The sequence below is a fragment of the Vibrio sp. 99-70-13A1 genome (assembly GCF_013114625.1).
GTDB lineage: Bacteria > Pseudomonadota > Gammaproteobacteria > Enterobacterales > Vibrionaceae > Vibrio.
Genome location: NZ_VTXD01000001.1, coordinates 288,377 through 313,387 on the forward strand (window position 1 = coordinate 288,377; position 25,011 = coordinate 313,387).

At 41.4% G+C, this 25,011-nt stretch carries 21 protein-coding genes and 1 tRNA gene; 12 read left to right on the plus strand and 10 right to left on the minus strand.

Annotated features, from left to right (window positions below; translation table 11 throughout):
* Positions 1-9 precede the first annotated feature (9 nt).
* Both luxO and uvrB read right to left on the minus strand, forming a co-directional pair.
* Entirely contained in the window at positions 10-1,407 is a 1,398-nt protein-coding gene (gene luxO, locus F0226_RS01335; RefSeq protein ID WP_171733933.1) for a quorum-sensing sigma-54 dependent transcriptional regulator LuxO, read from the minus strand.
* Positions 1,408-1,608: 201 nt separating this feature from the next.
* On the minus strand, positions 1,609-3,639 hold the full coding sequence (gene uvrB, locus F0226_RS01340) for an excinuclease ABC subunit UvrB (RefSeq protein ID WP_171733934.1): 2,031 nt from the start codon (positions 3,637-3,639) through the stop codon (positions 1,609-1,611).
* Between the two features lie 505 nt (positions 3,640-4,144).
* On the opposite strand from uvrB, the gene F0226_RS01345 reads away from it, so the two are divergent.
* The 10 genes from F0226_RS01345 (at position 4,145) to F0226_RS01390 (ending at position 12,701) form a co-directional block, all read left to right on the plus strand.
* Positions 4,145-4,220 (plus strand) — tRNA-Asn (locus F0226_RS01345).
* Positions 4,221-4,497: 277 nt separating this feature from the next.
* Entirely contained in the window at positions 4,498-5,076 is a 579-nt protein-coding gene (gene rsxA / locus F0226_RS01350) for an electron transport complex subunit RsxA (RefSeq protein ID WP_137372378.1), read from the plus strand.
* A 2-nt stretch (positions 5,077-5,078) separates the two neighbouring features.
* Positions 5,079-5,672: an electron transport complex subunit RsxB gene (rsxB, locus tag F0226_RS01355; protein ID WP_171733935.1), complete on the plus strand. Its 594-nt coding sequence runs from the start codon at positions 5,079-5,081 to the stop codon at positions 5,670-5,672.
* Positions 5,673-5,682: 10 nt separating this feature from the next.
* Positions 5,683-8,517 (plus strand): electron transport complex subunit RsxC, encoded by a 2,835-nt coding sequence (gene rsxC, locus F0226_RS01360; RefSeq protein WP_171733936.1) that lies wholly within the window; start codon positions 5,683-5,685, stop codon positions 8,515-8,517.
* Positions 8,517-9,563 carry an electron transport complex subunit RsxD gene (gene rsxD, locus F0226_RS01365; protein ID WP_171733937.1) on the plus strand — a complete coding sequence of 349 codons (1,047 nt, stop codon included), beginning with the start codon at positions 8,517-8,519 and terminating at the stop codon, positions 9,561-9,563. Before rsxC ends, rsxD begins: the two co-directional genes overlap by 1 nt.
* Positions 9,564-9,575: 12 nt before the next feature.
* On the plus strand, positions 9,576-10,211 hold the full coding sequence (gene rsxG / locus F0226_RS01370) for an electron transport complex subunit RsxG (RefSeq protein ID WP_171733938.1): 636 nt from the start codon (positions 9,576-9,578) through the stop codon (positions 10,209-10,211).
* A complete protein-coding gene (locus F0226_RS01375; protein ID WP_171733939.1) occupies positions 10,204-10,896 on the plus strand; it encodes an electron transport complex subunit E in 693 nt (230 codons plus the stop codon). The genes rsxG and F0226_RS01375 overlap by 8 nt, the downstream gene beginning before the upstream one ends.
* A 115-nt stretch (positions 10,897-11,011) precedes the next feature.
* Positions 11,012-11,647: an endonuclease III gene (gene nth, locus F0226_RS01380; RefSeq protein ID WP_171733940.1), complete on the plus strand. Its 636-nt coding sequence runs from the start codon at positions 11,012-11,014 to the stop codon at positions 11,645-11,647.
* 32 nt (positions 11,648-11,679) lie between these two features.
* Positions 11,680-12,096 carry a lactoylglutathione lyase gene (gloA, locus tag F0226_RS01385; protein WP_171733941.1) on the plus strand — a complete coding sequence of 139 codons (417 nt, stop codon included), beginning with the start codon at positions 11,680-11,682 and terminating at the stop codon, positions 12,094-12,096.
* A gap of 170 nt (positions 12,097-12,266) precedes the next feature.
* A complete protein-coding gene (locus F0226_RS01390) occupies positions 12,267-12,701 on the plus strand; it encodes a DUF2753 domain-containing protein (RefSeq protein WP_137372370.1) in 435 nt (144 codons plus the stop codon).
* Positions 12,702-12,816: 115 nt separating this feature from the next.
* Here the strand turns inward: F0226_RS01390 and F0226_RS01395 are convergent, their stop codons facing one another.
* Entirely contained in the window at positions 12,817-13,698 is an 882-nt protein-coding gene (locus F0226_RS01395; RefSeq protein ID WP_171733942.1) for an OmpA family protein, read from the minus strand.
* A gap of 187 nt (positions 13,699-13,885) precedes the next feature.
* Between F0226_RS01395 and rnt the strand changes: the two genes are divergently transcribed.
* Positions 13,886-14,533, plus strand: a complete 648-nt coding sequence (rnt, locus tag F0226_RS01400; RefSeq protein WP_171733943.1) for a ribonuclease T — start codon at positions 13,886-13,888, stop codon at positions 14,531-14,533.
* Positions 14,534-14,578: 45 nt separating this feature from the next.
* A complete protein-coding gene (locus F0226_RS01405) occupies positions 14,579-15,904 on the plus strand; it encodes a Na+/H+ antiporter family protein (RefSeq protein ID WP_171733944.1) in 1,326 nt (441 codons plus the stop codon).
* 133 nt (positions 15,905-16,037) lie between these two features.
* Here F0226_RS01405 and F0226_RS01410 read toward each other — a convergent pair whose 3' ends face one another.
* The 7 genes from F0226_RS01410 to tig all read right to left on the minus strand — a co-directional run bounded on the left by F0226_RS01410 (position 16,038) and on the right by tig (position 24,914).
* Positions 16,038-16,355 (minus strand): helix-hairpin-helix domain-containing protein, encoded by a 318-nt coding sequence (locus tag F0226_RS01410; RefSeq protein ID WP_171733945.1) that lies wholly within the window; start codon positions 16,353-16,355, stop codon positions 16,038-16,040.
* 127 nt (positions 16,356-16,482) lie between these two features.
* The gene (gene ppiD / locus F0226_RS01415) at positions 16,483-18,342 is read right to left on the minus strand and encodes a peptidylprolyl isomerase (protein WP_171733946.1); all 1,860 of its coding nucleotides are present in this window, start codon (positions 18,340-18,342) and stop codon (positions 16,483-16,485) included.
* Positions 18,343-18,567: 225 nt separating this feature from the next.
* Entirely contained in the window at positions 18,568-18,864 is a 297-nt protein-coding gene (locus F0226_RS01420; protein WP_171733947.1) for an HU family DNA-binding protein, read from the minus strand.
* A 173-nt stretch (positions 18,865-19,037) separates the two neighbouring features.
* Positions 19,038-21,389 carry an endopeptidase La gene (gene lon / locus F0226_RS01425; protein WP_171733948.1) on the minus strand — a complete coding sequence of 784 codons (2,352 nt, stop codon included), beginning with the start codon at positions 21,387-21,389 and terminating at the stop codon, positions 19,038-19,040.
* 131 nt (positions 21,390-21,520) lie between these two features.
* The gene (gene clpX, locus F0226_RS01430) at positions 21,521-22,801 is read right to left on the minus strand and encodes an ATP-dependent protease ATP-binding subunit ClpX (RefSeq protein ID WP_171733949.1); all 1,281 of its coding nucleotides are present in this window, start codon (positions 22,799-22,801) and stop codon (positions 21,521-21,523) included.
* 83 nt (positions 22,802-22,884) lie between these two features.
* Positions 22,885-23,511 (minus strand): ATP-dependent Clp endopeptidase proteolytic subunit ClpP, encoded by a 627-nt coding sequence (gene clpP / locus F0226_RS01435; protein ID WP_171733950.1) that lies wholly within the window; start codon positions 23,509-23,511, stop codon positions 22,885-22,887.
* Between the two features lie 104 nt (positions 23,512-23,615).
* Positions 23,616-24,914, minus strand: coding sequence for a trigger factor (tig, locus tag F0226_RS01440; RefSeq protein ID WP_171733951.1), 1,299 nt, complete (start codon positions 24,912-24,914; stop codon positions 23,616-23,618).
* Positions 24,915-25,011 lie beyond the last annotated feature (97 nt).

A 25,011-nucleotide genomic window follows, 5' to 3' on the forward strand; every position in this document is an offset into this window, starting at 1 on the left:
ATCTTATTTTTATTGTGTTTGTTCTTTCGCATTCCAAGCTTGCAGCTTTCGATAAATAGTTGAAGGGCTAACATCCAAAAAGCCAGCCGCTCTTGGTATATTGCCATCACACGCTTTAATAGCTTGTTCAATTGCTGTCTTTTCAGTTATCCATAATGGAAAAATATCTTTTACAGTAATGTCTTCATTCTGCTTTTCTTTCAAGCGGATACTGTTTTCAATAGGTTGATTAAGCGGAGGTGGAAGCATATTAATTGCAATCTCTTTACCGTTATTCAACACCACAACATTTCGAAGTACATTTTGTAGTTGGCGAACATTTCCAGGCCACTCATACTGATTAAAGCGGTCTAATACTTCAGGTGAGAAACGTACGAACGCTTTACCCTCTTCATTAGACATATAACCCAATAAAGAATAGGCAATCTCAATAACATCCTCCCCTCTTTCTCTCAAGGGAGGTAGATGCAAAGGAATCACATAAAGTCGGTAATATAAATCTTCTCTAAAGCGCCCTTCTTGAACTTCTTTCCACGGGTCTCTATTCGTTGCACATACAAATCGAACATCAACGCTCTTCATTTTTGAAGAACCTACCTTTTGAAAAGTACCCGTCTGTATAAACCGTAAAAGCTTAGTTTGAAGCTCAAGATCCATTTCACAGAGTTCATCTAGAAATAGTGTGCCACCATCAGCTAATTCAGCAGCTCCTTGCCTATCGGTTGCAGCTCCTGTAAATGCACCTTTGACGTGACCAAACAGTTCACTTTCAATGAGATCTTTAGGGATTGCCGCACAGTTAATTGCAATAAAAGGCTTATCACCTCGCTTACTGGCTGCATGAATCGCTTCTGCACATACCTCTTTACCCGTACCACTTTCTCCTGTGATAAAGATACTTGCTTTACTAGTGGCTGCTGAGTCTATGGTTCTATACACCTGCTGCATCGTTTGGCTACTGCCAATAAAACCCTGGTAGTTCTGACTTCCTGGGTGTTCTGCACTATTTTTTAATTTTGTCGCTTTACGAATAGCATTATTGACCGTGATACGTAGGCGATCTGCTTCACAAGGTTTTATTAAGAAATCTTGAGAGCCATGGCGCATCGCTTCAACCGCAGTATCGATTGACCCGTGAGCAGTCATAAAGATAACCGGCACTTCCGGGTACTTTTGCTTCACAGCAAAAAGTACATCCATACCTGTCATATCTGGCAGGCGAAGGTCGAGTAAAATGAGATCAGGAATCCGATGAGTAAGGCTTTCGATAGCATCTCGACCTGTACCTACAATATTGATATCGATTTCAAGAGGAGTGAGGTAAGAGCGATATAACGCGGCAACAGAAGCCGTATCCTCGACCATTAACAAATATTTTGATTTGTTATCTAAAGCGTTTGATTGCATATCCCAGCCATTTTTGATTGCACTAATATAATAGTCGCATTCCGATTTGCATTATGCAAATAAGTAATTCTATTTACTTAGACTCAATAGCTTTTCCACAATAAATAAAGCCAGTAACAGGTATTACTGGCTTTGAAATAGACATGTATTTAGTTTCGAGTAATTAGGAATTTAGGCGGCTATCAATAACAGCCATCTGTATTAGCTGTTTACGATAAATTGCTTTCTTAGCTGCTCAATTTCATCACGCTTTTGCGCTGCTAATTCAAATTCTAAGTCTTGAGCATGCTTATACATTGCCGCTTCCAACTTACCAATTTCCTTATCCAATTGCTGAGGCGTAAATACTTGATAAGTTTGAGAAGGCTCTGCCACTTTTGATAGTGGCACTTGCTTAGATTCACGTTGCTCTCGTGATTTGGTCATATCGCCCAATTCCATAATATCTTTGATATTACGCTTAAGCGCTTGTGGCTGAATACCTTGTTCTTCATTGTAAGCTTGTTGCTTTATTCGACGTCGAGCTGTTTCATCTATCGCTTTTTTCATAGACTTAGTGACTTTATCACCATACAAAATCGCTTTACCTTGCAAGTTACGCGCTGCTCGACCAATCGTTTGAATAAGTGACCTTTCTGAACGTAAGAAGCCTTCTTTATCTGCATCTAGAATCGCGACTAATGACACTTCAGGCATGTCTAAGCCTTCACGAAGTAAGTTGATGCCGACTAACACATCAAACTCACCTAACCTTAAGTCTCGTATAATTTCAACTCGCTCAATAGTATCAATATCAGAGTGGAGGTATCTCACTTTAACGCCATGTTCCGTCAGGTATTCCGTTAAGTCTTCCGACATTCGTTTAGTTAAAGTGGTAACTAATACCCTTTCATCTTTAGCTGCACGAATTCGAATTTCAGACAAAAGGTCATCAACTTGTGTTGCCACGGGGCGAACTTCAATCTCCGGATCAAGCAACCCAGTAGGTCGTACGACCTGATCTGCAATTTCTCCATCAGACTTCTCGATTTCATAATTACCAGGAGTAGCAGAAACGAAAATGGTTTGTGGGGCGATGGATTCAAACTCTTCAAACTTCATAGGACGGTTATCAAGTGCAGAAGGTAAACGAAAACCGAATTCCACTAACGTTTCTTTTCGAGATCGGTCACCTTTGTACATCGCGCCGATTTGAGGCACTGTTACATGTGATTCATCAATAATGAGCAAGCCATCTGCAGGAAGGTAATCGAATAGTGTAGGAGGAGCCTCTCCCGCATTTCTCCCACTTAAGTAGCGAGAGTAGTTCTCAATGCCTGAACAAAAACCAAGCTCGTTCATCATTTCAATATCAAACTGTGTACGCTGTGTAATTCGCTGCTCTTCAAGCAATTTATTGTTGTCTTTTAAATACGTTTGTCTGTCTCGCAAGTCGTCTTTAATATGTTCGATTGCTTCAAGAATTTTTTCACGAGGCGTTACATAGTGAGTTTTAGGATAAATCGTGTAGCGAGGTAAATCTCTCTGCTTTACTGCACCCGTTAACGGGTCGAAAATACTGATACAATCAATCTCGTCATCAAACATTTCAATACGAACAGCATCTTGCTCAGATTCAGCAGGAAAAACATCAATCACTTCACCGCGGACTCGAAACTGACCACGCTCAAAAGCAACATCATTACGCTTGTATTGTAATTCAGCCAACCTTCTGATGATGTCCCTTTGATCAAGTACATCACCACGGCACACATGCAGCATCATTTTTAGGTAAGATTCGGGATCACCCAAGCCATAAATGGCAGAAACTGAAGCAACGATAATCGCATCTTTACGTTCGAGTAAGGCTTTAGTTGCCGACAGTCGCATTTGCTCAATATGAGCATTAACAGAGGAATCTTTTTCTATGAAAGTATCGGTAGTTGGGACGTAAGCTTCAGGCTGATAGTAATCATAATAAGAAACAAAATATTCCACCGCATTGTTGGGAAAGAATGATTTCATTTCCCCATACAACTGAGCAGCCAATGTTTTATTAGGCGCAAGAAATATGGCTGGTCTTTGTGCTTGAGAAACAACATTCGCTAAGGTGAACGTTTTACCAGACCCTGTTACACCGAGTAATGTCTGATGAGCAAGCCCTGAATCTAATCCATCTAATAACCTTGCAATGGCAGTAGGTTGATCGCCTGAAGGGCTATAATCTGATACTAGGTCAAATAGTTTACTCATGTGCACCTTTCCATACTGTGTTTATATTCAGGTTATTGTCGCTCTAGCAGATAGTTTGTTGCAACCTTTATCTAACAATAATCACTTTAACTCGTGGCATTAAACATAGATTTATATCTAAAACATTGATATTATTCGTGACCGCATAAAACTAACATTGAAAACACACTTACCTTTTCATCCACTAGTTTTCCCCAAAATATCCAAATTTTCGTCTAAAACACCGACTTCGTTACTAATCGAAATAAGTTATACCCATTCGTAAAAATCAATAACTTCTTTAAAATAAACAACTTAAACCTACACTCTCTAAAACCATTGGTTTCCTCTTAATGTTGTTAAAGTTTAACTCACACAGTTATCCACAAATTTAGTGGATAAGTATAGCTAAGCCAAATCCAACAAGGGCTGCAAAAAAGTAAAGAAATTTCACTGCGATTTTTTCTGTTTTTTTTATTGACATAATTTCTGTGAATCTTTAAAATTCTGCTCGCTTTAAAGCAATTCCCCTTTAGTTCAGTTGGTAGAACGGCGGACTGTTAATCCGTATGTCGCAAGTTCAAGTCTTGCAAGGGGAGCCAAATTTAGAAAAAGCCCAATCTTAGGATTGGGCTTTTTCGTTTTTAATTTTTAGCGACAAGCAAATAGAACCCAACTAAGTATCATTTGCACTGAAGAATCGATTTAAAGAAAACAACTCGCATAACAACTTCCATCACTTTGCCTTTAATCCTTAAATACTCACTTAATTGTTGGTCTTTTTTTCATCTTGCGTATAAAACCTTATCGATCCTTGGTTGTTATTAGTGTGACAAAGCAGGATAATATTAAGATCGGAATCTCAAAAATAAATCCATTATGACCGAATATCTTTTGTTGTTGGTTGGCACAGTGCTGGTCAATAACTTTGTACTAGTTAAATTCTTAGGCCTATGTCCATTTATGGGGGTTTCCAAAAAACTGGAAACTGCTATTGGTATGGGGCTAGCGACAACTTTTGTACTTACACTGGCATCAGTTTCTGCATACCTTGTTGAAACCTATATCCTTGCACCATTAGGCATTGAATACCTGCGCACAATGAGTTTTATTTTAGTGATTGCAGTTGTCGTGCAATTCACTGAAATGGTTGTGCACAAAACCAGCCCTACTCTTTACCGTTTACTTGGTATTTTCCTGCCCCTGATCACTACAAACTGTGCCGTTCTAGGTGTGGCTCTTCTCAATATCAATGAGAACCATAATTTTATTCAGTCGATTATTTATGGTTTCGGCGCTGCGGCAGGCTTTTCATTAGTTTTAATTCTCTTCGCTTCAATGCGAGAGCGTATAGCTGCTGCTGATGTCCCTATGCCATTCAAAGGCGCCTCCATTGCTATGATCACTGCAGGTCTTATGTCTCTAGCATTTATGGGCTTCACAGGGTTGGTGAAATAAGAATGAGTACCATCCTAATTGCAATTATTGCTCTTGTAGTTTTAGCTACTGTATTTGGCGCGATATTAGGTTTCGCTTCTATTCGTTTCAAAGTCGAAGCTGATCCCGTTGTGGATCAAATTGACTCTATCCTGCCACAAACACAATGTGGGCAATGTGGTTATCCAGGTTGTCGCCCTTATGCCGAAGCCATCGCCAATGGCGATAACATCAACAAGTGTCCACCAGGCGGTCAAGCTACGATAGAAAAATTGGCTGACCTTATGGGGGTTGAAGTCGAAGATTCAGCCCACGACCTCGACAACAAAGTAAAAACGGTTGCCTACATTCACGAAGACATGTGCATTGGTTGCACAAAATGCATCCAAGCATGCCCAGTAGACGCCATTGTTGGCGGGACGAAAGCACTGCATACCGTCATTAAAGATGAATGTACAGGGTGCGACTTATGTGTTGCTCCATGCCCAACCGATTGTATTGAAATGATTCCAGTCGCAACCACGACTGAAAACTGGAAATGGCAGATGAACTCCATCCCTGTTATAGACATCACTCACCAATTCACTGATGCCTCATCATCAGATAAAAAAGCATAAAAGGATTGGTATGATTTCTCTTATTGAACAAATTCGTACTGGCTCTCTTTGGAGCTTCCCTGGTGGGGTTCACCCTGCAGAAAATAAAACTCAGTCTAATAGCTCGGAGTTAGTACACGCACGCATCCCATCTGAAATCGTGCTACCAGTTAAACAACATATTGGTAAAGCTGGAAATTTATTAGTTGCAGCGGGTGACACGGTCAAAAAAGGTCAGCCGCTTACAAGCCTTGATAGTGGGTTTACTTTACCTGTACACGCGCCGACATCCGGTCATATTATTGCTATAGAGCAAAGGGTCACCGCTCACCCTTCAGGGCTAACTGAACTCAGTGTCATCATTAAACCTGATGGATTAGATACTTGGTGCGATAAGAAGCCAGTGGATGACTTCACCTCTAAAACATCTGACCAACTGCTCGACACCATTCGTGAAGCTGGAATTTCAGGTATGGGAGGGGCTGGTTTCCCTACAGCCAAGAAAATTCAATCTGGTCTAGGTCGCACCGACATACTGATTGTGAATGCTGCAGAATGTGAACCTTACATCACTTCTGATGACAAGCTTCTACAAGAGCATGCTGATGAGATATTGCAAGGCATCGAAATTGTTGAGCACATTCTTAAGCCAAAGTTAACTGTTATTGGTATTGAAGATAACAAACCAAAAGCTATCAAAGCTTTAGAAAAAGCAGCAATCAATAAAGATATTGTTATCCGAGTCATCCCGACAAAGTACCCCTCGGGCGGCGAAAAACAGCTGATAAAAATACTCACTAATAAAGAAGTTCCTGCTGGCGGCATCCCTGCCGACATTGGCGTATTAGTCCAAAATGTCAGTTCATTATTTTCGATAAAGAAAGCGGTTATCGATGGAGAGCCCGTCATCAATCGCGTCGTCACATTAACTGGTAAAACATTCAAGCAACCTCGTAACGTTTGGGCTCTTCTGGGCACTCCGGTACATGAGTTGCTCGAAGAATTCGATTATAAGGCAGATAAAAAGCTCCCTAGGCTGATTCTAGGCGGCCCTATGATGGGTTTCACTCTGCCAAGTTCAAGTGTACCTATCACCAAAACCTCTAACTGTATTCTTGCACCGACTCGCAAAGAAATTTCTCCAAATCAATATGAGATGGAATGTATTCGATGTGGTCAATGCGCTGAAGCTTGTCCTGCTTCTTTACTGCCTCAACAATTACAGTGGCATGCAAAAGCGAATGAGTATGATAAGTGTGAAGAACTTAACCTTAAAGATTGTATTGAGTGTGGTGCTTGTGCTTATGTTTGCCCAAGTGAAATACCACTCGTTCAGTATTACAGACAAGCGAAAGCTGAGATAAAAAATCGTAAAGATGAAGCGGTATCAGCTGAACGCGCCAAAGTTCGTTTTGAAGAAAAAAATGCTCGTATGGAGCGTGATAAAGCTGAACGAGAGAATCGATTTAAGAAAGCGGCTGATAATCGCCGTAAAGATTTAAAAACCTCTGATGGCGACGATGCAATTGCTGCAGCGATCGCTCGAGTTAAAGCGCAAGAGTCTAACGCTGACTCGGATAAACCAGCGGTGAAGCCCGCTGTTGCTGCCGCTATCGCGAGAGCTAAAGCGAAACAAGCAGAAGCTCAGAGTAACAATAGCGACCAACCTGATAATTCAGAGATGGCAAAATTACGTGAAGAGCGGAAAAAACAAGCTCGAGAGCGTAAAGCAAAATTAAACTCAGAATCTAGCGAGCAAAATAGCTCTGCGAAAAATAACACTGCGCCAGATCATAACACCTCAGATAAAAAATCTGCAGTCGCAGAAGCTATTGCTCGTGCTAAAGCGAAAAAAGCGCAACAGGCTGAAGCAAGTAATAATGATTCGGCTATGGATTCAAAGTCACCTGATGAAACGACTGATACGAAAAAATCAGCGGTTGCTGCTGCCATTGCTCGTGCTAAGGCTAAAAAGGCGCAGCAAGCTGAAGCGAATAATGAAAGCTCAGAGACAAGTTCAGTAATTTCAGAAGCACCTAAACAGGAAAATGAAACCAAAGTTGACCCGAAAAAAGCAGCGGTTGCTGCTGCCATCGCTCGCGCCAAGGCTAAAAAGGCGCAGCAAGCTGAAGTAAATAATGAAGAGTCAATGACAAGCTCAGTAGTTTCGGATGCACCTGAACAAGAAACTGAAACCAAAATTGATCCGAAAAAAGCAGCGGTTGCTGCTGCAATTGCTCGCGCTAAAGCTAAAAAGGCGCAGCAAGCTGAAGCGAATAATGAAGAGTCAACGACAAGCACAGTAATTACGGATGCACCTGAACAAGAAACTGAAACCAAAGTTGATCCGAAAAAAGCGGCGGTTGCTGCCGCAATTGCTCGCGCTAAAGCTAAAAAGGCGCAGCAAGCTGAAGCGAATAATGAAGAATCAACGACAAGCACAGTAGTTTCAGATGCGCCTGAGCAGGAAACTGAAACCAAAGTTGATCCGAAAAAAGCGGCGGTTGCCGCAGCCATTGCTCGCGCCAAAGCTAAAAAGGCGCAGCAAGCTGAAGCGAATAATGAAGAATCAACGACAAGCACAGTAGTTTCAGATGCGCCTGAGCAGGAAACTGAAATTAAGGTTGATCCTAAAAAAGCAGCAGTTGCTGCCGCGATTGCTCGCGCTAAAGCTAAAAAAGCGCAGCAAGCTGAAGCAAATAATGAAGAATCAACGACAAGCTCAGTAGTTTCGGATGTGCCTGAACAAGAAACTGAAACTGAGGTTGATCCGAAAAAAGCAGCGGTTTCTGCCGCGATTGCTCGTGCTAAAGCCAAAAAAGCACAAATAGCAAAAGACAAAAAGAATAACGAGGAAACAGAGTAATGGCTTTTTTTATTGCTAGCTCACCACACGCTCATAGCCGCCGAAGCACTCCTGACTTAATGAAGTGGGTAGCCTTATGTGCAATGCCGGGTCTGCTCGCTCAAACCTATTTCTTCGGTTGGGGCACTCTCATACAACTTTGTTTTGCTTTAACACTCGCGGTTACCTTTGAAGCAGTCATCATGCTGCTAAGAAAGCGCCCTCCAATTATGGCTTTAAGAGATTACAGTGCCATAGTCACTGGGTGGTTAATTAGCATAGCAATTCCCCCCCATTCCCCTTGGTGGCTACTTGTTATTGGCGTATTTTTCGCCATAGTGATTGCTAAACATTTGTATGGTGGCATCGGACAAAACCCATTTAACCCGGCAATGGTCGCTTATGTTGTCCTTTTAATATCTTTCCCAGTTCAAATGACGAGTTGGAATGCACCTATATCTTTAACAGCTGAATCTACTAGCTTTATTGATTCTGCACTTATGATATTCACTGGGTTTAATAACGAAGGGCTTTCTTTACAACAAGCACGTTTAGGCATTGATGGCACCACAATGGCAACTCCACTGGATGCTTTCAAAACATCATTACTTGCAGGAAACACCCCTTCGGAAGCATTAAACCAACCTCAATTTAGTTGGCTAGCTGGGTTAGGTTGGGAGTGGGTTAATATCGCCTACCTTCTTGGAGGTCTCGTTCTCATTAAGCAGCGAGTAATTCAATGGCACATTCCAGTAGCGTTTTTATCCAGCCTTGTTTTGTTTAGCTTAGTTTTTTCCATTTTTACACCTGGTGAAACAGCATCACCAATAATTCACCTCCTTTCCGGCGCTACAATGCTCGGCGCATTCTTTATTGCGACAGATCCTGTTTCGGCTTCAACAACAGTGAAAGGACGTTTAATCTTTGGTGCTCTGATCGGCGGTTTAGTCTTTATCATTCGTAGTTGGGGTGGCTTCCCTGATGGTGTCGCCTTTGCTGTTTTACTGGCTAACATGTGTGTACCTCTTATTGACTACTACACAAAACCAAGAACTTACGGACACTAAGGGAGCATCACAATGTTAAATGCCATCAGAAAAAATGGGCTAACACTTGCGATTTTTGCCTGTGCTTCCACGGGTTTAGTCGCTGTCACCCATTACTTAACGAAAGACACGATCAAACAGCAAGAACAAGCTCAGCTATTATCTGTGTTAAACCAAGTTGTTCCACATGACCTACATGACAATGAGCTTTTTTCATCTTGTATAATGCTGAACACACCTGAACTTGGCACAGAACAATCTATGCCAGCCTATATCGCGACACTAAATGATCAACCTAGTGCCATTGCTATAGAAGCAATTGCACCAGATGGCTATAACGGTGAAATAAAATTGATTGTCGGTATTCAGCAAGACGGAACAATTTTAGGCACACGTGTGCTTTCTCATAAAGAAACCCCTGGCTTGGGGGATAAGATTGATTTACGAGTAACTGACTGGATTACCTCATTTAAAGGTAAACAAGTCACTGAAAGCAACGTCTCTCGCTGGGCAGTTCGAAAAGATGGTGGTGATTTCGACCAATTCACGGGCGCAACCATTACGCCTAGAGCGGTTGTAAAAGCAGTCAAAAAGGCTGTGCTATACGTAAATACGAATAAAGACACACTTTACTCACAACCCTTCAATTGTGGTGAAAATAATGAGTGATCATAAAACGCTAATCAAAAATGGAATGTGGGCAAATAACCCAGCCCTTGTGCAACTACTTGGGCTTTGTCCACTACTTGCCGTTTCTTCAACAGTGACAAATGCTTTAGGCCTAGGAATTGCAACTCTACTGGTTCTAGTAGGATCGAACGTTGTTGTTTCTCTTGTTCGTAATCACGTACCTAAAGAAGTTCGAATCCCAGTTTTCGTTATGATTATTGCCTCTTTAGTTACCTGCGTTCAGTTATTGATGAATGCGTACGCTTATGGGCTGTACCTATCACTTGGTATCTTCATCCCTTTGATTGTGACGAACTGTATCATCATTGGTCGAGCTGAAGCCTTTGCTTCTAAAAATAACGTTTTACCTGCCGCTCAGGATGGTTTCTGGATGGGCTTAGGCATGACGGCTGTACTTGTAGTACTTGGTGCTATGCGAGAAGTGCTAGGTAACGGAACCTTATTTGATGGCGCGGATTTATTACTTGGTGATTGGGCAGCATCACTACGAATTGAAATATTTCAGTTCGACAATAGCTTCTTATTAGCACTTCTACCACCAGGCGCTTTTATCGGTGTTGGCTTCTTAATCGCACTGAAAAACATAATCGATCATCAAGCAAAATCGAAGCAGCCAAAACAAGAAAAGCCTGCAATCGAGCGAGCTAGAGTAACCAACGCGTAACTAGCTTTACCAGCCAACAATAAGCTAGTTAGCCGCTGATAATTGATACCATAAAAAGATTAAATAGACGCTGTAAAAGCGCGTAATCTACACAACAACTGAAAGTAATGTCGCCATGAATAATGTAAAACGAATTGAGATTTTAACGCGCCTTAGAGATGACAATCCAAAACCACAAACTGAGTTGAATTGGAATTCTCCTTTTGAGCTTTTAATTGCGGTACTTTTATCAGCGCAAGCTACAGATGTGAGTGTTAATAAGGCAACGGATAAGCTATACCCTATCGCGAACACCCCTCAAGGGATTTTCGATTTAGGTGTGGATGGGTTAAAAGAATACATCAAGACCATTGGGTTGTTTAACTCCAAAGCTGAGAACACAATCAAAACATGTCGCATGCTGCTCGACTTGCATAATGGTGAAGTTCCTGAAGATCGTGCTGCGTTAGAAGCGCTACCCGGTGTTGGTAGAAAAACAGCTAACGTAGTGTTAAATACCGCTTTTGGATGGCCAACGATTGCAGTAGATACTCATATCTATCGTGTATCAAACCGCACTAAGCTAGCAATGGGCAAAACGGTTGATGATGTAGAACAAAAGCTTTTAAAAGTAATACCCAAAGAATTCAAACTGGATGTGCACCACTGGTTGATACTTCATGGACGTTATACATGTGTGGCGCGTAAACCACGCTGTGGTAGTTGCATGATTGAAGACTTATGTGAATTCAAAGAAAAAACCGAAATTTAACGAATTATAAATACTTGAGCTAGGAGCTAACTATGTCAAATGGTCGAATTCTTCACACTATGCTACGTGTCGGTGATTTAGATAAATCTATCGAGTTCTATACTGACGTGATGGGTATGGACTTATTACGTAAAAATGAAAACGCAGAATATGAATATACGCTTGTTTTTTTAGGTTACGGTGATGAGTCACAAGGCGCTGTGATTGAGTTAACTTATAACTGGGGCACCACTAAGTATGAACACGGCTCTGCATTCGGTCATATTGCTATCGGCGTAGACGATATTTATTCAACATGTGACGCAATCAAAGCAGCAGGTGGTAACGTCACTCGCGAACCAGGCCCTGTAAAAGGTGGCAGTACTGAGATCGCGTTTGTAAAAGATCCTGATGGCTACATGATCGAACTGATTCAAAGTAAACAAGCAACCGCTGGCTTAGAAGGCTAGAAAACGGCTAATAACCATTCTAAAAACGAGCTCTTTGCTCGTTTTTTTATATCTTTTTCCTAATCTACCTTCCAATAAGTAAGAAGAATTGCCGTTCACCGTTACTAAACTTTACTTGAGAATAATTATCGTTTAGATTGTTAGCCAGATTTATAGAGTGAGAGTTAACAATGATAAGCGAATGGGAAAAACACACGTTACTTGCCGATACCGCGTTGCAACTCGACGACCCTGTACGAAGTATTCTTCACTATCAACAAGCTTTAACGCTAAGTGAAAGAATCACTGAGCGCACTGACATAGAAGCTGATGAACGATTAATAATATCGGTTGTTTCATGTCACAACCTTGCTCAATTCTGGCGCTGGGCAGGAGAAGCTGAATATGAACTCAAATATCTACAGCTTGCGTCTGAGAAGGTATTAACATTAATCCCTCAGTGTCCTCATACTCAATGCTCTAGTTTTATTGATTCGATAGGATGCTGTAAAAAAGCCTTAATTGATTTCATGAAACGCCACCCAAACCCGAAAATCGCTTCGATGGTAGAAAAAATAGATACTGCAACCAATTGCGAGATCATTGCAAAATTCCGCTTAAACTAAGAATTCTATTAAAAAAGCCAGTCTGATAACTGGCTTTTGATAAAAACATAAATCTAATAAAATAGCGCTCTTTCAACTCTGTCTATTGAGCTAAATCCACTTAGTTCGCTAACCTCTAAATTTGAGTTCTTCCAAGAGAAATCACAACACGACGGTTTTTATCTTTACCTATAGGAGAGCTGTTATCAGCAATTGGCCGGCGCTTACCGTAACCTTGAACTTGAATCCTATCTTCTGCTAAGCCTAAAGATTTAAAGTAATCCCTCAAAGATTCTGCTCGTCTTTCAGATAAGTTCTGGCTGATACCCTTGCTATCAATTGAGTCTGTATAAGTCGCCACTAGAACAAGATCGATATCTTGATTATAACGAATATATTCCGCTATCTGCCCTAAACGCTTACGTGATGACTTATTCAACTGGTCGCTATTTCTATCATAGTGAAGAATGGTAAAAGAAATATCTTCAAAACTATAGGGTAACAAGTTCGCAATGCAGTCACTAAACACATTGTATTTTGATTGGAACAATACTGATGACAAAGTGACTTCAATTCGCTGATCACGACTTTGCCATTCTTGGTAACTAAATGTCGGGTAACGTCCCTTTTCTAGCTCACTTAACATCCCCCAAGCTGTTTGCCCCCCAACATAGCCATCAAACTGTTGGAAGAACTTAATGGTTGTCATGCGATCTGCACTTTCTCCTGGTCTCCAAGGAGGAGGCATAGAAATCAAACTTACGTTTCGGGTAGCGCCCATCGGTCTGCGCATTTTAAGCTCAAAATCTAAAATAACTTTCTTGCTCGCACGAGACGAAAACTCAGCATCACCAAAATTTGGAATTGGGTGGACTAAACGACATTCTAATGGTGTATTTGCCACCATCTCCCACGTTGACTGCTGAGGTGTCGCTCCGTACCGCTTATCTTGCATAGCGATGGCAGACGAAGACATCAGCGACAATAAGATTGAACCTATGATGAGTCTTGTATTCATAAGATAGAATATCTCTTAAGCAAATCGTTTAACAATGCAGCCAATTGCCGCCTATTTCTAACGATATTATCATGCAAAAATCTAGCCAGTTCAAAATGTGTCTTTTGTTAATTTTTAAATTTCTTTAGTTTTTATCACTGCTATTATCTGCAATAATGCAGCCCCTATCACACTAATTTTGGCTAACATGACTGTAGAAAATGAAGCTCTGACCCTTAAAAAACGCTTTCGTGGCTATTTCCCAGTAGTTATCGACGTAGAAACCGCAGGATTCAATGCGAAAACCGATGCGTTATTGGAGATTTGTGCTATCACATTAAAGATGGATGAAAATGGTGACTTACAACCAGCATCTACTATTCATTTTCATATAGAACCTTTCGAAGGTGCCAATTTAGAACAAGAAGCGCTCGATTTTAACGGAATAAAAGACCCGTTCAGCCCTCTTCGCGGAGCCATTTCTGAAGGTGAAGCTTTAAAAGAAATCTACAAACTTGTACGAAAAGAACAAAAAGCTTCTGACTGTAGCCGTGCGATCATGGTTGCACACAATGCAACATTCGATCTTAACTTTGTGAATGCTGCAAGTGAACGTTGTAAGCTTAAACGCGTCCCTTTCCATCCTTTTGCTACTTTTGATACTGCTGCTCTTAGTGGGCTTGCTTATGGCCAAACCGTTTTGGCTAAAGCATGTAAAACAGCAGGGATGGATTTTGACAATAAAGAAGCGCACTCCGCTTTATATGATACTCAAAAAACCGCTGAACTCTTTTGCGGCATTGTAAATAAATGGAAAGCTCTTGGTGGCTGGCCTCTTATTACAGAAGAAAAATAAGTATCAATTAATAAAAATAAATAAACACAACATTCCGAGAATAATATGAACCCAGTTGTAATTTCTGTATGCATCATGCTTGTTTTAGCATTGATGCGTGTAAATGTAGTGGTGGCACTTACGTTCAGTGCCATCATTGGTGGTATTGCTTCAGGCATGAGCCTTAACGATGCTGTTTCTGCATTTGAAAGCGGCCTTGGTGGCGGTGCGACCATTGCTTTAAGTTATGCGATGTTAGGTACCTTTGCTGTCGCTATTTCAAGGTCTGGCATTACCGACTTACTTGCTCAAAATGTCATTAAACGCATCCACGGCAAAGAAAATGAGACGGCATCTACTGGTTTAAAATATGGCATCTTAGCTTCTTTAATACTAGTAACCATGTCGTCTCAAAATGTCATTCCTGTCCATATCGCCTTCATTCCAATCTTAATTCCACCTCTACTTGGCGTATTTGCAAAACTCAACCTAGACCGCCGACTTGTTGCGTGTGTACTTACCTTTGGTCTAATTACACCATACATGGTTCTACCTATTGGTTTTGGTGGCATCTTCCTTAATAACATTCTACTGAAGAACTTACATGACAATGGTCTTGAAAGTGTAGTCGCTAGCCAAGTACCTATGGCAATGTTACTGCCAGCAGTTGGGATGATTTTCGGCTTACTAACGGCGGTTTTCTTTACTTACCGTAAACCTCGTCAATATAAAGAAACCTCTCACACGGTTGTTTCTACCGAGACTAAAACCATCAACAAAAAACACATCATCGTCGCAATGATTGGTATTGTCGCAGCATTGACGGTCCAATTATCTACTGGTTCGATGATTATCGGCGCCTTAGCAGGTTTTATGGTGTTCACGTTTGGTGGCGTTATTGCTTGGAAAGAAACTCAAGATGTATTCACCAAAGGTGTTCACATGATGGCAATGATCGGCTTCATCATGATCGCAGCCGCAGGTTTCGCTGCTGTGATGAAACAAACAGGTGGTGTTGAATCTTTAGTTGAAGCACTTTCCACCAGTATTGGCGACAACAAGCCACTTGCTGCACTATTTATGTTAATCGTTGGTCTTTTAGTGACAATGGGGATCGGTTCATCATTCTCGACCATTCCAATTCTAGCCACTATTTATGTACCACTTGCGGCAGCTTTCGGTTTCTCACCTATGGCAACAATTGCACTTGTAGGTACAGCAGCAGCTCTGGGTGATGCTGGTTCTCCAGCCTCTGACTCAACATTAGGTCCAACATCGGGTCTAAATGCAGATGGTCAACATGAACACGTATGGGAGACGGTGGTACCGACTTTCTTACACTACAACTTGCCATTGATAGCATTTGGTTGGTTAGCCGCTATGGTTCTATAAGGGTTACAGTTTTTTAGATTCTAGGTAATCTTGATACTCTAAGTAATTCTGAGACTAGCCTCTACAGCCAGTGTTCTATAAATACAAAAAACCGCCTCAATTAGGCGGTTTTTTTATTTTCCCAATCCGTAAACTAGTCTAGTAAGATTCGTTCGACATTCTTCTCTATCGTAGCCTGCCCAATCCCTTTCACGTTTTCTAACTCCTGAATAGAAGCAAAGTCACCATGAGCTTCTCTATATTTTACAATTTCTCCTGCTTTCTTAGTGCCTACACCAACAAGCATCACAGCTAACTCTTCTGCAGAGGCAGTATTAACGTTAACTGTTATTTCTATGCCTTCGTAAAGCTCCTCTTTCGTAGGACTAGATGCATTTGCAAAGCTCATAAACAGCAGGATAGGTAGAATTATTGATAGGGACTTTGATAAAACTGATTTGAAGCTAGACATGAGTTACTCCTTCTTAAAACACTAAGATAATGAGCAACTTGTTCATAGAGAATTTACTTTCATAAAAAATAAAACGGGTCACCTAAGTGACCCGTTGTGTGTTACATATCATTTTCAGATGAATAGCCTATTGGCTCACAACATAATATTCAACATCAGCATTACTACGTAAAACGCTTAACACATTCGATAAATCTTGTTGGTTTCCAACTCGCTCAAGCTGAGCACCAATCTGAGTGCTGTAAACAGGATTAATATCTGCGGTTACATTAGAAAGTTCTACAACTACAATATTACCGTCTAAGTCTTTAGACTGACCAAATACAGCTTGGTCATCGATAGGCTTAGCTAAAGCAAACACTGAAGAAGCAAGTGGTGAGTTACGGTCAATAGTTTCTATTTCTGTAAACTCAAGGTTGTTTTCAGCAAGAACCGCTTCATTACCTTGTCCAAGTTCATTAACAAGAGAAACACCCAGCTCAATTGCTTGCTGTTCTGCTTTAACTGTAGAAAGTGCAACAACGACTTGGTTTTTCACTTCTTCTAGTGGCAGTACCATTTCATCACGAGAGTCTTCAACACGAACAACAATAATATGCTCTGGTGCAACTTCGATAACTTCAGAGTTTAGCCCGTCTTCTTTTACTTCAGGGCTTAGAATTGCTTGAATAATCGCAGGCGCTTTTAGTAGCTCAGGCGCATCGATATGAGATATGAAATCTGTCGTTTGAACCTTTACATTAATAGCTTCAGCTGAATCAATTAAAGAATCAGGGAATTCAAACGCTACTTTTTCAAGCTCGGTTTGCTTCTCATAGAACTGATCTACCGCCTCTTGATCAAGAATCTCCAACTTAATTTCAGCAGCAACATCTGTTAAAGGTTGAGCCTGTGATGCTCTAACGTCATCAAGTTTGATGATGTGGTAGCCGAATTCCGATTTAACTAAACCCGTTTTATCACCGACAGTCTGAAGGGCAAACGCTGCGTCTTCAAATGCAGGGTCCATCACGTCGCGTTCGATCCAACCAAGATCACCGCCAACATCTGAACTACCAAAATCATCAGATTTCTCTTCAGCTAAAGTAGCAAAATCAGCACCAGCATTTAACTCATCTAAAATAGCTTGAGCTTTTGCTTCGTCATCGCCTTGAACTAGGATATGACTCACTTTACGCTGCTCTTCAGTTGAGTACTTATCTAAATGCTCATCGTAGTACTGTTGTACCTGCTCGTCAGAGATTTGGATAGTTTGTTTTAACTGCTCAGCTGAAAGTTCAATATAAGCTACCTGAACCTGTTCTGGACGAGTGTAGCTCGCAGAGTTATCTTGGTAGTATTGTTGAACTTCTTCATCAGACAGCGTGATTCCAGCTGCGATATCACTAACGTTTAATGTCACGGTACGCACGTCACGAGTCTGAGCAATTAGCTTGCTTTGAACATCGATCTCACCTTGAAGTACAAACTCACTACCTTGTAGTGCTGTCACTAGTTGATTGCGCATTAAATCGCGACGCATGTATTCAGCAAAGCTTTCTGCACTAAACCCAGCACGACGAAGTGAAGACTGGTAGATCTCTTGGTCAAATTGACCAGCAGTTTGGAACTGAGGCATTTCAAGGATCATAGTACGAATTTGTAAATCACTAATACGTAATCCTAGCGCTTCAGCTTGCTGCTCTAGTAAGACATCATTGATCATTCGATCAAGTACTGATTTACGGAAAGATTCTACATAAGCTGGATCTGCCAGCATTTGAGAAAAGTAATCGCCAAGCTGTGATTGCATGCGGTTACGTTCGTTTTGGTAAGCTTGTTCAAACTCACCACGGCCAATTTCTGTATTACCTACTTTCGCGGCTGCATTATTGCCACCACCTGTGATGTAACTGCCGACACCAGCAAAAACAAATGAAAGGATAATCAAGACAAGGATAATTTTAACCGCGATGCTGTTCACGCCTTCGCGTAATCGATCCATCATAATTTAACTGCTCTCCGGGAAAGAAGCCGATGCTTCAAAATAAATATTCTATTCACGCGATAGTATCAGAAAAAGAAATGCGCATCAGTAGGATGCGCATAAATTAAATAAGTTCAGTTCGCTTAACACAAACTCGACTTGAAAGATGAAACAGCATGTTTCAAGTCGCTCAGGTTGTGCCAGTAACGACGATTGCCTTAGTAGCAACCCCCCAACAAAGGATAGTTATTGGTTACATGCGTCTTTAAGAGCTTTACCTGCTTTGAAACCAGGTACTTTAGCTTCTGCGATTTGGATTTCTTCACCAGTCTTAGGGTTACGACCTGTGCGAGCAGCACGAGTACGCACGCTGAATGTACCAAAACCAACAAGTGCAACTTGATCACCTGATTGTAGCGTTGTGCCAACCGCTTCAATGAATGCATCTAGAGCGCGACCAGCTGAAGCTTTTGAGATATCTGCGTTTTCTGCGATTGATTCTACTAATTGTGTTTTATTCACTGTGTTTCCCCTTTGTGCCATCTTTGAATATTTTTATAGACGACGTTTCGATCCATTTTGGTTTTAAAGTAGCCGCAAGCCTTGTGACAAAAGGGCTTGAAGCTTTAGTCGAATAACTTAGCGTCCAAAAAAAACGCTGACAAGCCTTTTCGGGTCTATCAGCGTAATTCTTTACTTATTTTTGCTACGCATCACTATTTTTTAGCGTCAAACTCAACACCTGAAGGGTCTCGCTCTAGCGCAACTTCCAATACTTCATCAATCCACTGGACAGGGATGACCTTAAGATCGGCAATCACGTTATCTGGAATTTCTTCTAGATCGCGTTCATTATCTTTTGGAATCAGTACTGTTTTAATGCCGCCACGGTGTGCTGCTAACAGCTTTTCTTTCAAGCCGCCGATAGGCAAAACTTCACCACGTAAAGTAATTTCACCCGTCATGCCCACTTCCGCTTTTACAGGGTTACCTGTTAGGCTAGAAACTAATGCCGTACACATTGCAATACCAGCACTTGGACCATCTTTAGGTGTAGCACCTTCAGGTACGTGTACGTGGATATCACGTTTCTCATAGAAATCAGAGTTAATACCCAGTTTTTCAGCACGTGAACGAACAACGGTCATGGCAGCTTGGATTGATTCTTTCATCACATCACCAAGCGAGCCAGTTTGCGATAACTTGCCTTTACCCGGCATTGACTCTGTTTCAATTGTCAGAAGATCACCACCAACTTGAGTCCAAGCTAATCCAGTCACTTGACCAATACGGTTACTTTCATCAGCTTTACCAAAATCATGACGTTGAACACCTAAGTACTCTTTTAGGTTATCTATGTTAACTGTCACTGATTTGAGGCTGCTATCTAGAAGGATGTTCTTAACTGCTTTACGACAAATCTTAGAGATTTCACGTTCTAAGCTACGTACACCTGCTTCACGAGTGTAGTAACGAATAATGCCGATGATCGCCGAGTCTTCAATAGTGATCTCATTCGCTTTCAAGCCATTGCGCTCTACTTGTTTATCCAACAAGTGGCTTTTAGCAATATTCAGTTTCTCATCTTCTGTATAACCAGACAGACGGATAACTTCCATACGGTCAAGCAAAGGACCTGGAATATCCATTGAGTTAGACGTTGCGACAAACATTACATCAGACAAGTCGTAATCGACTTCTAGGTAGTGATCGTTAAATGCATTGTTCTGCTCTGGGTCAAGAACTTCTAGAAGCGCTGAAGATGGGTCGCCACGCATATCAGAAGACATCTTATCGATTTCATCTAATAGGAATAGAGGATTTTTCACACCAACTTTAGACATCTTCTGAATTAGTTTACCCGGAAGAGAACCAATGTAAGTTCGACGGTGACCACGAATTTCAGCCTCATCACGAACACCACCTAAAGCCATACGAGTGTATTTACGGCCGGTAGCAGCTGCGATAGATCGACCTAGAGAGGTTTTACCTACACCAGGAGGACCAACAAGGCAAAGGATCGGACCTTTAAGCTTGTTAATTCGGTTTTGAACCGCCAAGTACTCAAGAATACGTTCTTTCACTCGCTCAAGACCATAGTGGTCTTCGTTCAAGACTTCTTCAGCCTTCGCTAAATTTTTCTTAACTTTTGAACGTTTTGCCCAAGGCACGCCAACCATCCAATCAATGTAACTACGCACTACTGTTGCTTCAGCAGACATAGGTGACATCATTTTAAGTTTTTGCAGCTCTTGCTCTGTTTTTTCACGAGCTTCCTGAGGCATTTTTGAATCTTCGATTTTCTTTTTCAAAGCTTCAAATTCATCCGGAGCATCATCCATATCGCCAAGTTCTTTCTGAATAGCTTTCATTTGCTCATTCAAATAGTACTCACGTTGGGATTTTTCCATTTGTTTCTTAACGCGACCACGGATGCGCTTTTCAACTTGTAGGATGTCAATTTCTGACTCCATCTGCCCCATTAAGAATTCTAAACGTTCAGTAACATCCAAAATCTCTAAGACATGCTGCTTATCGACAAGTTTAAGTGGCATATGAGCCGCAATGGTATCAGCTAAACGTGCAGCTTCATCGATACCATTTAAAGATGTCAGTACTTCTGGTGGGATCTTTTTATTCAGCTTGATAAAGCCTTCAAATTGATTGATCGCACTGCGTACAACAACTTCTTGTTCTTTTTCATCAAGTTCAGAGGTGACTACATATTCTGCGTCTGCAAGGAAAAACTCACTCTCTCTAAACTGGTGAATTTTCGCACGCTGCTGACCTTCTACAAGTACTTTAACTGTACCATCTGGTAGCTTGAGTAGCTGAAGAATTGTGGCAACAGTACCTACTTCAAATAGGTCGTCAATTGAAGGCTCATCGGTATCAGCCTGTTTCTGCGCAACTAGCAATACTTGTTTGTTGGCTTCCATTGCCGATTCTAGGCAAGAAATCGATTTTTCACGACCAACAAATAGTGGAATAACCATATGTGGGTAAACCACTACATCACGTAGAGGTAGTACGGGGATTTCTATACGCTCGGAACGTTCCAAGTTCATATTTTTCTCTCTTCCGCTTTAACTTATAAAGCAGTATATGGGGCTTAAATGACTGGATTCAATGAAAGAATAAAAAAAAGGAGGTAATTGCTTACCTCCTTTTTTAATTTAAGCGTTCCGTATCAAAACGGTTACTCTGCACCAGCAGCTTGATTGTCAGAATTACTGTAAATCAGTAACGGCTCAGATTCACCGTTGATTACAGATTCATCAATCACAACTTTACTCACATCTGTGGAAGATGGCAGCTCGTACATAGTTTCCAACAACACACCTTCAAGAATTGAACGTAGACCACGTGCACCAGTTTTACGATCCATTGCTTTCTTAGCAATAGCACGTAAAGCATCATCACGGAATTCCAATTCTGTGTCCTCTATATCAAACAATGCTGCATACTGCTTAGTAAGTGCATTCTTTGGCTCACAAAGGATTTGAACTAAAGCTTCTTCATCAAGTTCAGTCAGTGTCGTTGTTACAGGCAGACGACCGATGAATTCAGGAATTAGACCGTACTTCACCAAATCTTCAGGTTCAACTTGAGTGAATAATTCACCTACAGTTTTTGCTTCGTCTTTTGAACGCACTTCTGCGCCAAAACCAATGCTCGAACCTTTTTCTACACGTTGTTCAATCACTTTATCTAGACCAGAGAATGCTCCGCCACAGATAAATAAGATCTTAGATGTATCAACCTGTAAAAACTCTTGTTGTGGATGCTTACGACCACCTTGTGGTGGAACTGAGGCAACAGTACCTTCAACAAGTTTAAGTAATGCTTGCTGTACACCTTCACCAGACACATCACGTGTAATAGATGGGTTTTCAGCTTTACGAGAAATCTTATCGATTTCATCGATGTAAACAATACCGCGCTCTGCTTTTGCTACGTCGTAATCACATTTTTGAAGCAGCTTTTGAATGATGTTTTCTACATCTTCACCTACATAACCCGCTTCGGTTAGTGTAGTTGCATCAGCCATTGTGAACGGTACATCTAGGAAACGTGCAAGCGTCTCTGCAAGTAATGTCTTACCGCTACCGGTTGGACCGATAAGCAGAATATTACTTTTACCTAGCTCTACGCCTTCAGCCGTAGTATCGCCATTACGTAAACGCTTGTAGTGGTTGTATACCGCTACTGCTAGCACTTTTTTCGCGTATTCTTGACCAATTACATAATCATCAAGGTGCTCACGAATCTGACGTGGCGTCGGTAACGCTTCAGATTCTTTCTTAGGAAGAACATCTTTGATTTCTTCACGAATAATGTCATTACATAAATCGACACATTCGTCACAAATGTAAACAGAAGGACCTGCGATTAACTTGCGAACTTCGTGCTGGCTTTTGCCACAGAAAGAGCAGTAAAGCAGTTTACCACTACTACCCTCTTTGCTTTTATCTGTCATTCGCTAACCTCTTAGCCTTTACTTACTATGATTTGAGTGTATATCAATTTTAACCAATTTGCGTTAACAATTGCGCAGTGCAATTACTGACCGCGGTGGTTAAGAACTGAATCCACTAAACCGTATTCTACTGCTTGATCAGCAGACATAAAGTTATCACGATCGGTATCTTGCTCAACAACTTCTAGAGGCTGACCAGTATGTTCCGCCAATAGCTTGTTCAACTTTTGCTTGATCGTTAGAATTTCTTGCGCGTGGATTTGAATATCAGACGCTTGACCTTGGAAGCCGCCAAGAGGCTGATGAATCATTACACGTGAATTAGGAAGCACATGACGCTTACCTGGTGTACCACCTGCAAGTAAGAAAGCACCCATAGAACATGCTTGTCCCATACATACTGTACTTACGTTCGGCTTAATGAACTGCATTGTGTCGTAAATTGACATACCCGCAGTTACGCTACCGCCCGGAGAGTTGATGTATAGGTAGATGTCTTTATCTGGATTTTCTGATTCCAAGAAAAGTAGCTGAGCCACGACAAGATTTGCCATGTGGTCTTCCACTTGACCTGTTAAGAAAATGATTCGTTCTTTTAATAGACGAGAATAAATATCGTAAGAACGTTCACCACGGGAAGTTTGTTCAACCACCATTGGAACTAGTGCGTCCATAATAGATGGCATTGTATTTTTTTCTTGGTAGCTCATATTCTTATGTCCCTAAAATAAATGGCCCGAATGATAAATCATACGGACCATTGTTAGCAGAATTATCGACAGTACGTCAACCTTCTACATCAGATATTACTATATTAAGCAGGTTGCTGATTCATTAGCTCGTTGAAGCTAACTTCTTTATCAGAAACTTGAGCTTTAGCGATGATTGCATCAATAGCTTGCTCTTCTAGAGCAACATTGCGCATGTTGTTCATCATTTGCTCGTTTTGCTCGTAGTAAGCAATAACTTCTGTTGGATCTTCGTATGCTGTAGCCATTTCTTCGATGATTGCTTTAACTTTCTCATCGTCAGCTTTTAGCTCTTCAGACTTGATTACTTCACCAAGAAGAAGACCTACAACTACGCGACGTTTAGCTTGCTCTTCGAACAGCTCACGTGGAAGTTGGTCAGCAGCTTCAGTGTTGCCACCGAAACGTTGTGCAGCTTGCTGACGTAGAACACCAATTTCTTGATCAACTAGTGCAGAAGGTACATCGATGTTGTTTTCGTTAACTAGTCCGTCAAGAGCTTGCTCTTTGATGCGGTTTTTAACAGCTTGCTTAAGCTCACGTTCCATATTCTTACGAACTTCAGCTTTAAGACCTTCAACGCCATCAGTTGCGCCGAACTTAGAAACGAATTCTTCGTTTAGTTCTGGAAGCTCACGAGACTCAACTTTGTTTAGTTTGATTGTGAACTTAGCTGCTTTACCTTTTAGGTTTTCAGCGTGGTAATCTTCTGGGAAGTTTACGTCGATTTCGAATTCCATACCTGCAGTTTTGCCAACGATACCGTCTTCAAAACCAGGAATCATACGACCAGCACCCATTTCTAGTGGGAAGTTCTCAGCTTTGCCGCCTTCAAACTCTTCACCGTCGATAGAACCGATGAAATCGATAGTTGCACGAGAACCAGCGTCAGCAGCAGCTTCAACTTCAGTCCAAGTTGCTTGTTGCTTACGTAGAGTTTCGATCATCTCTTCAACGTCAGCTTCGTTAACTTCTACTGCTGGTTTTTCAACAGTGATGTTTTCTAGGCCTTTTAGCTCAACTTCTGGGTAGATTTCAAAAGTTGCGTTGAATACTAGGTCTTCACCTTCTTTATTTGCAACAGGTGCAAATGTTGGTGCGCCAGCTGGGTTGATCTTTTCTTTAACGATTGCTTCGATGAAGTGACGTTGCATTACTTCGCCCATCACGTCTTGACGTACTGCTTTGCCGTACATTTTAGCAACCATCTTCATTGGCACTTTGCCTTTACGGAAACCATCGAAACGACGGTTTTTCGCGATGTTGCGTAGTTCAGCTGTAACTGCATCTTCGATGTTAGCAGCAGGAACAGTAATATTAAGACGGCGCTCTAGGCCTTCTAGCGTTTCAACAGTAACTTGCATTATATAAACCTCAAAACTGGCTCAGGTTATCTGAGCATATGAGCCGTAACTTAGCTTTCTAAAAAGCGGCGTTGTTGGCTGCATTCTTGTGTAGTGC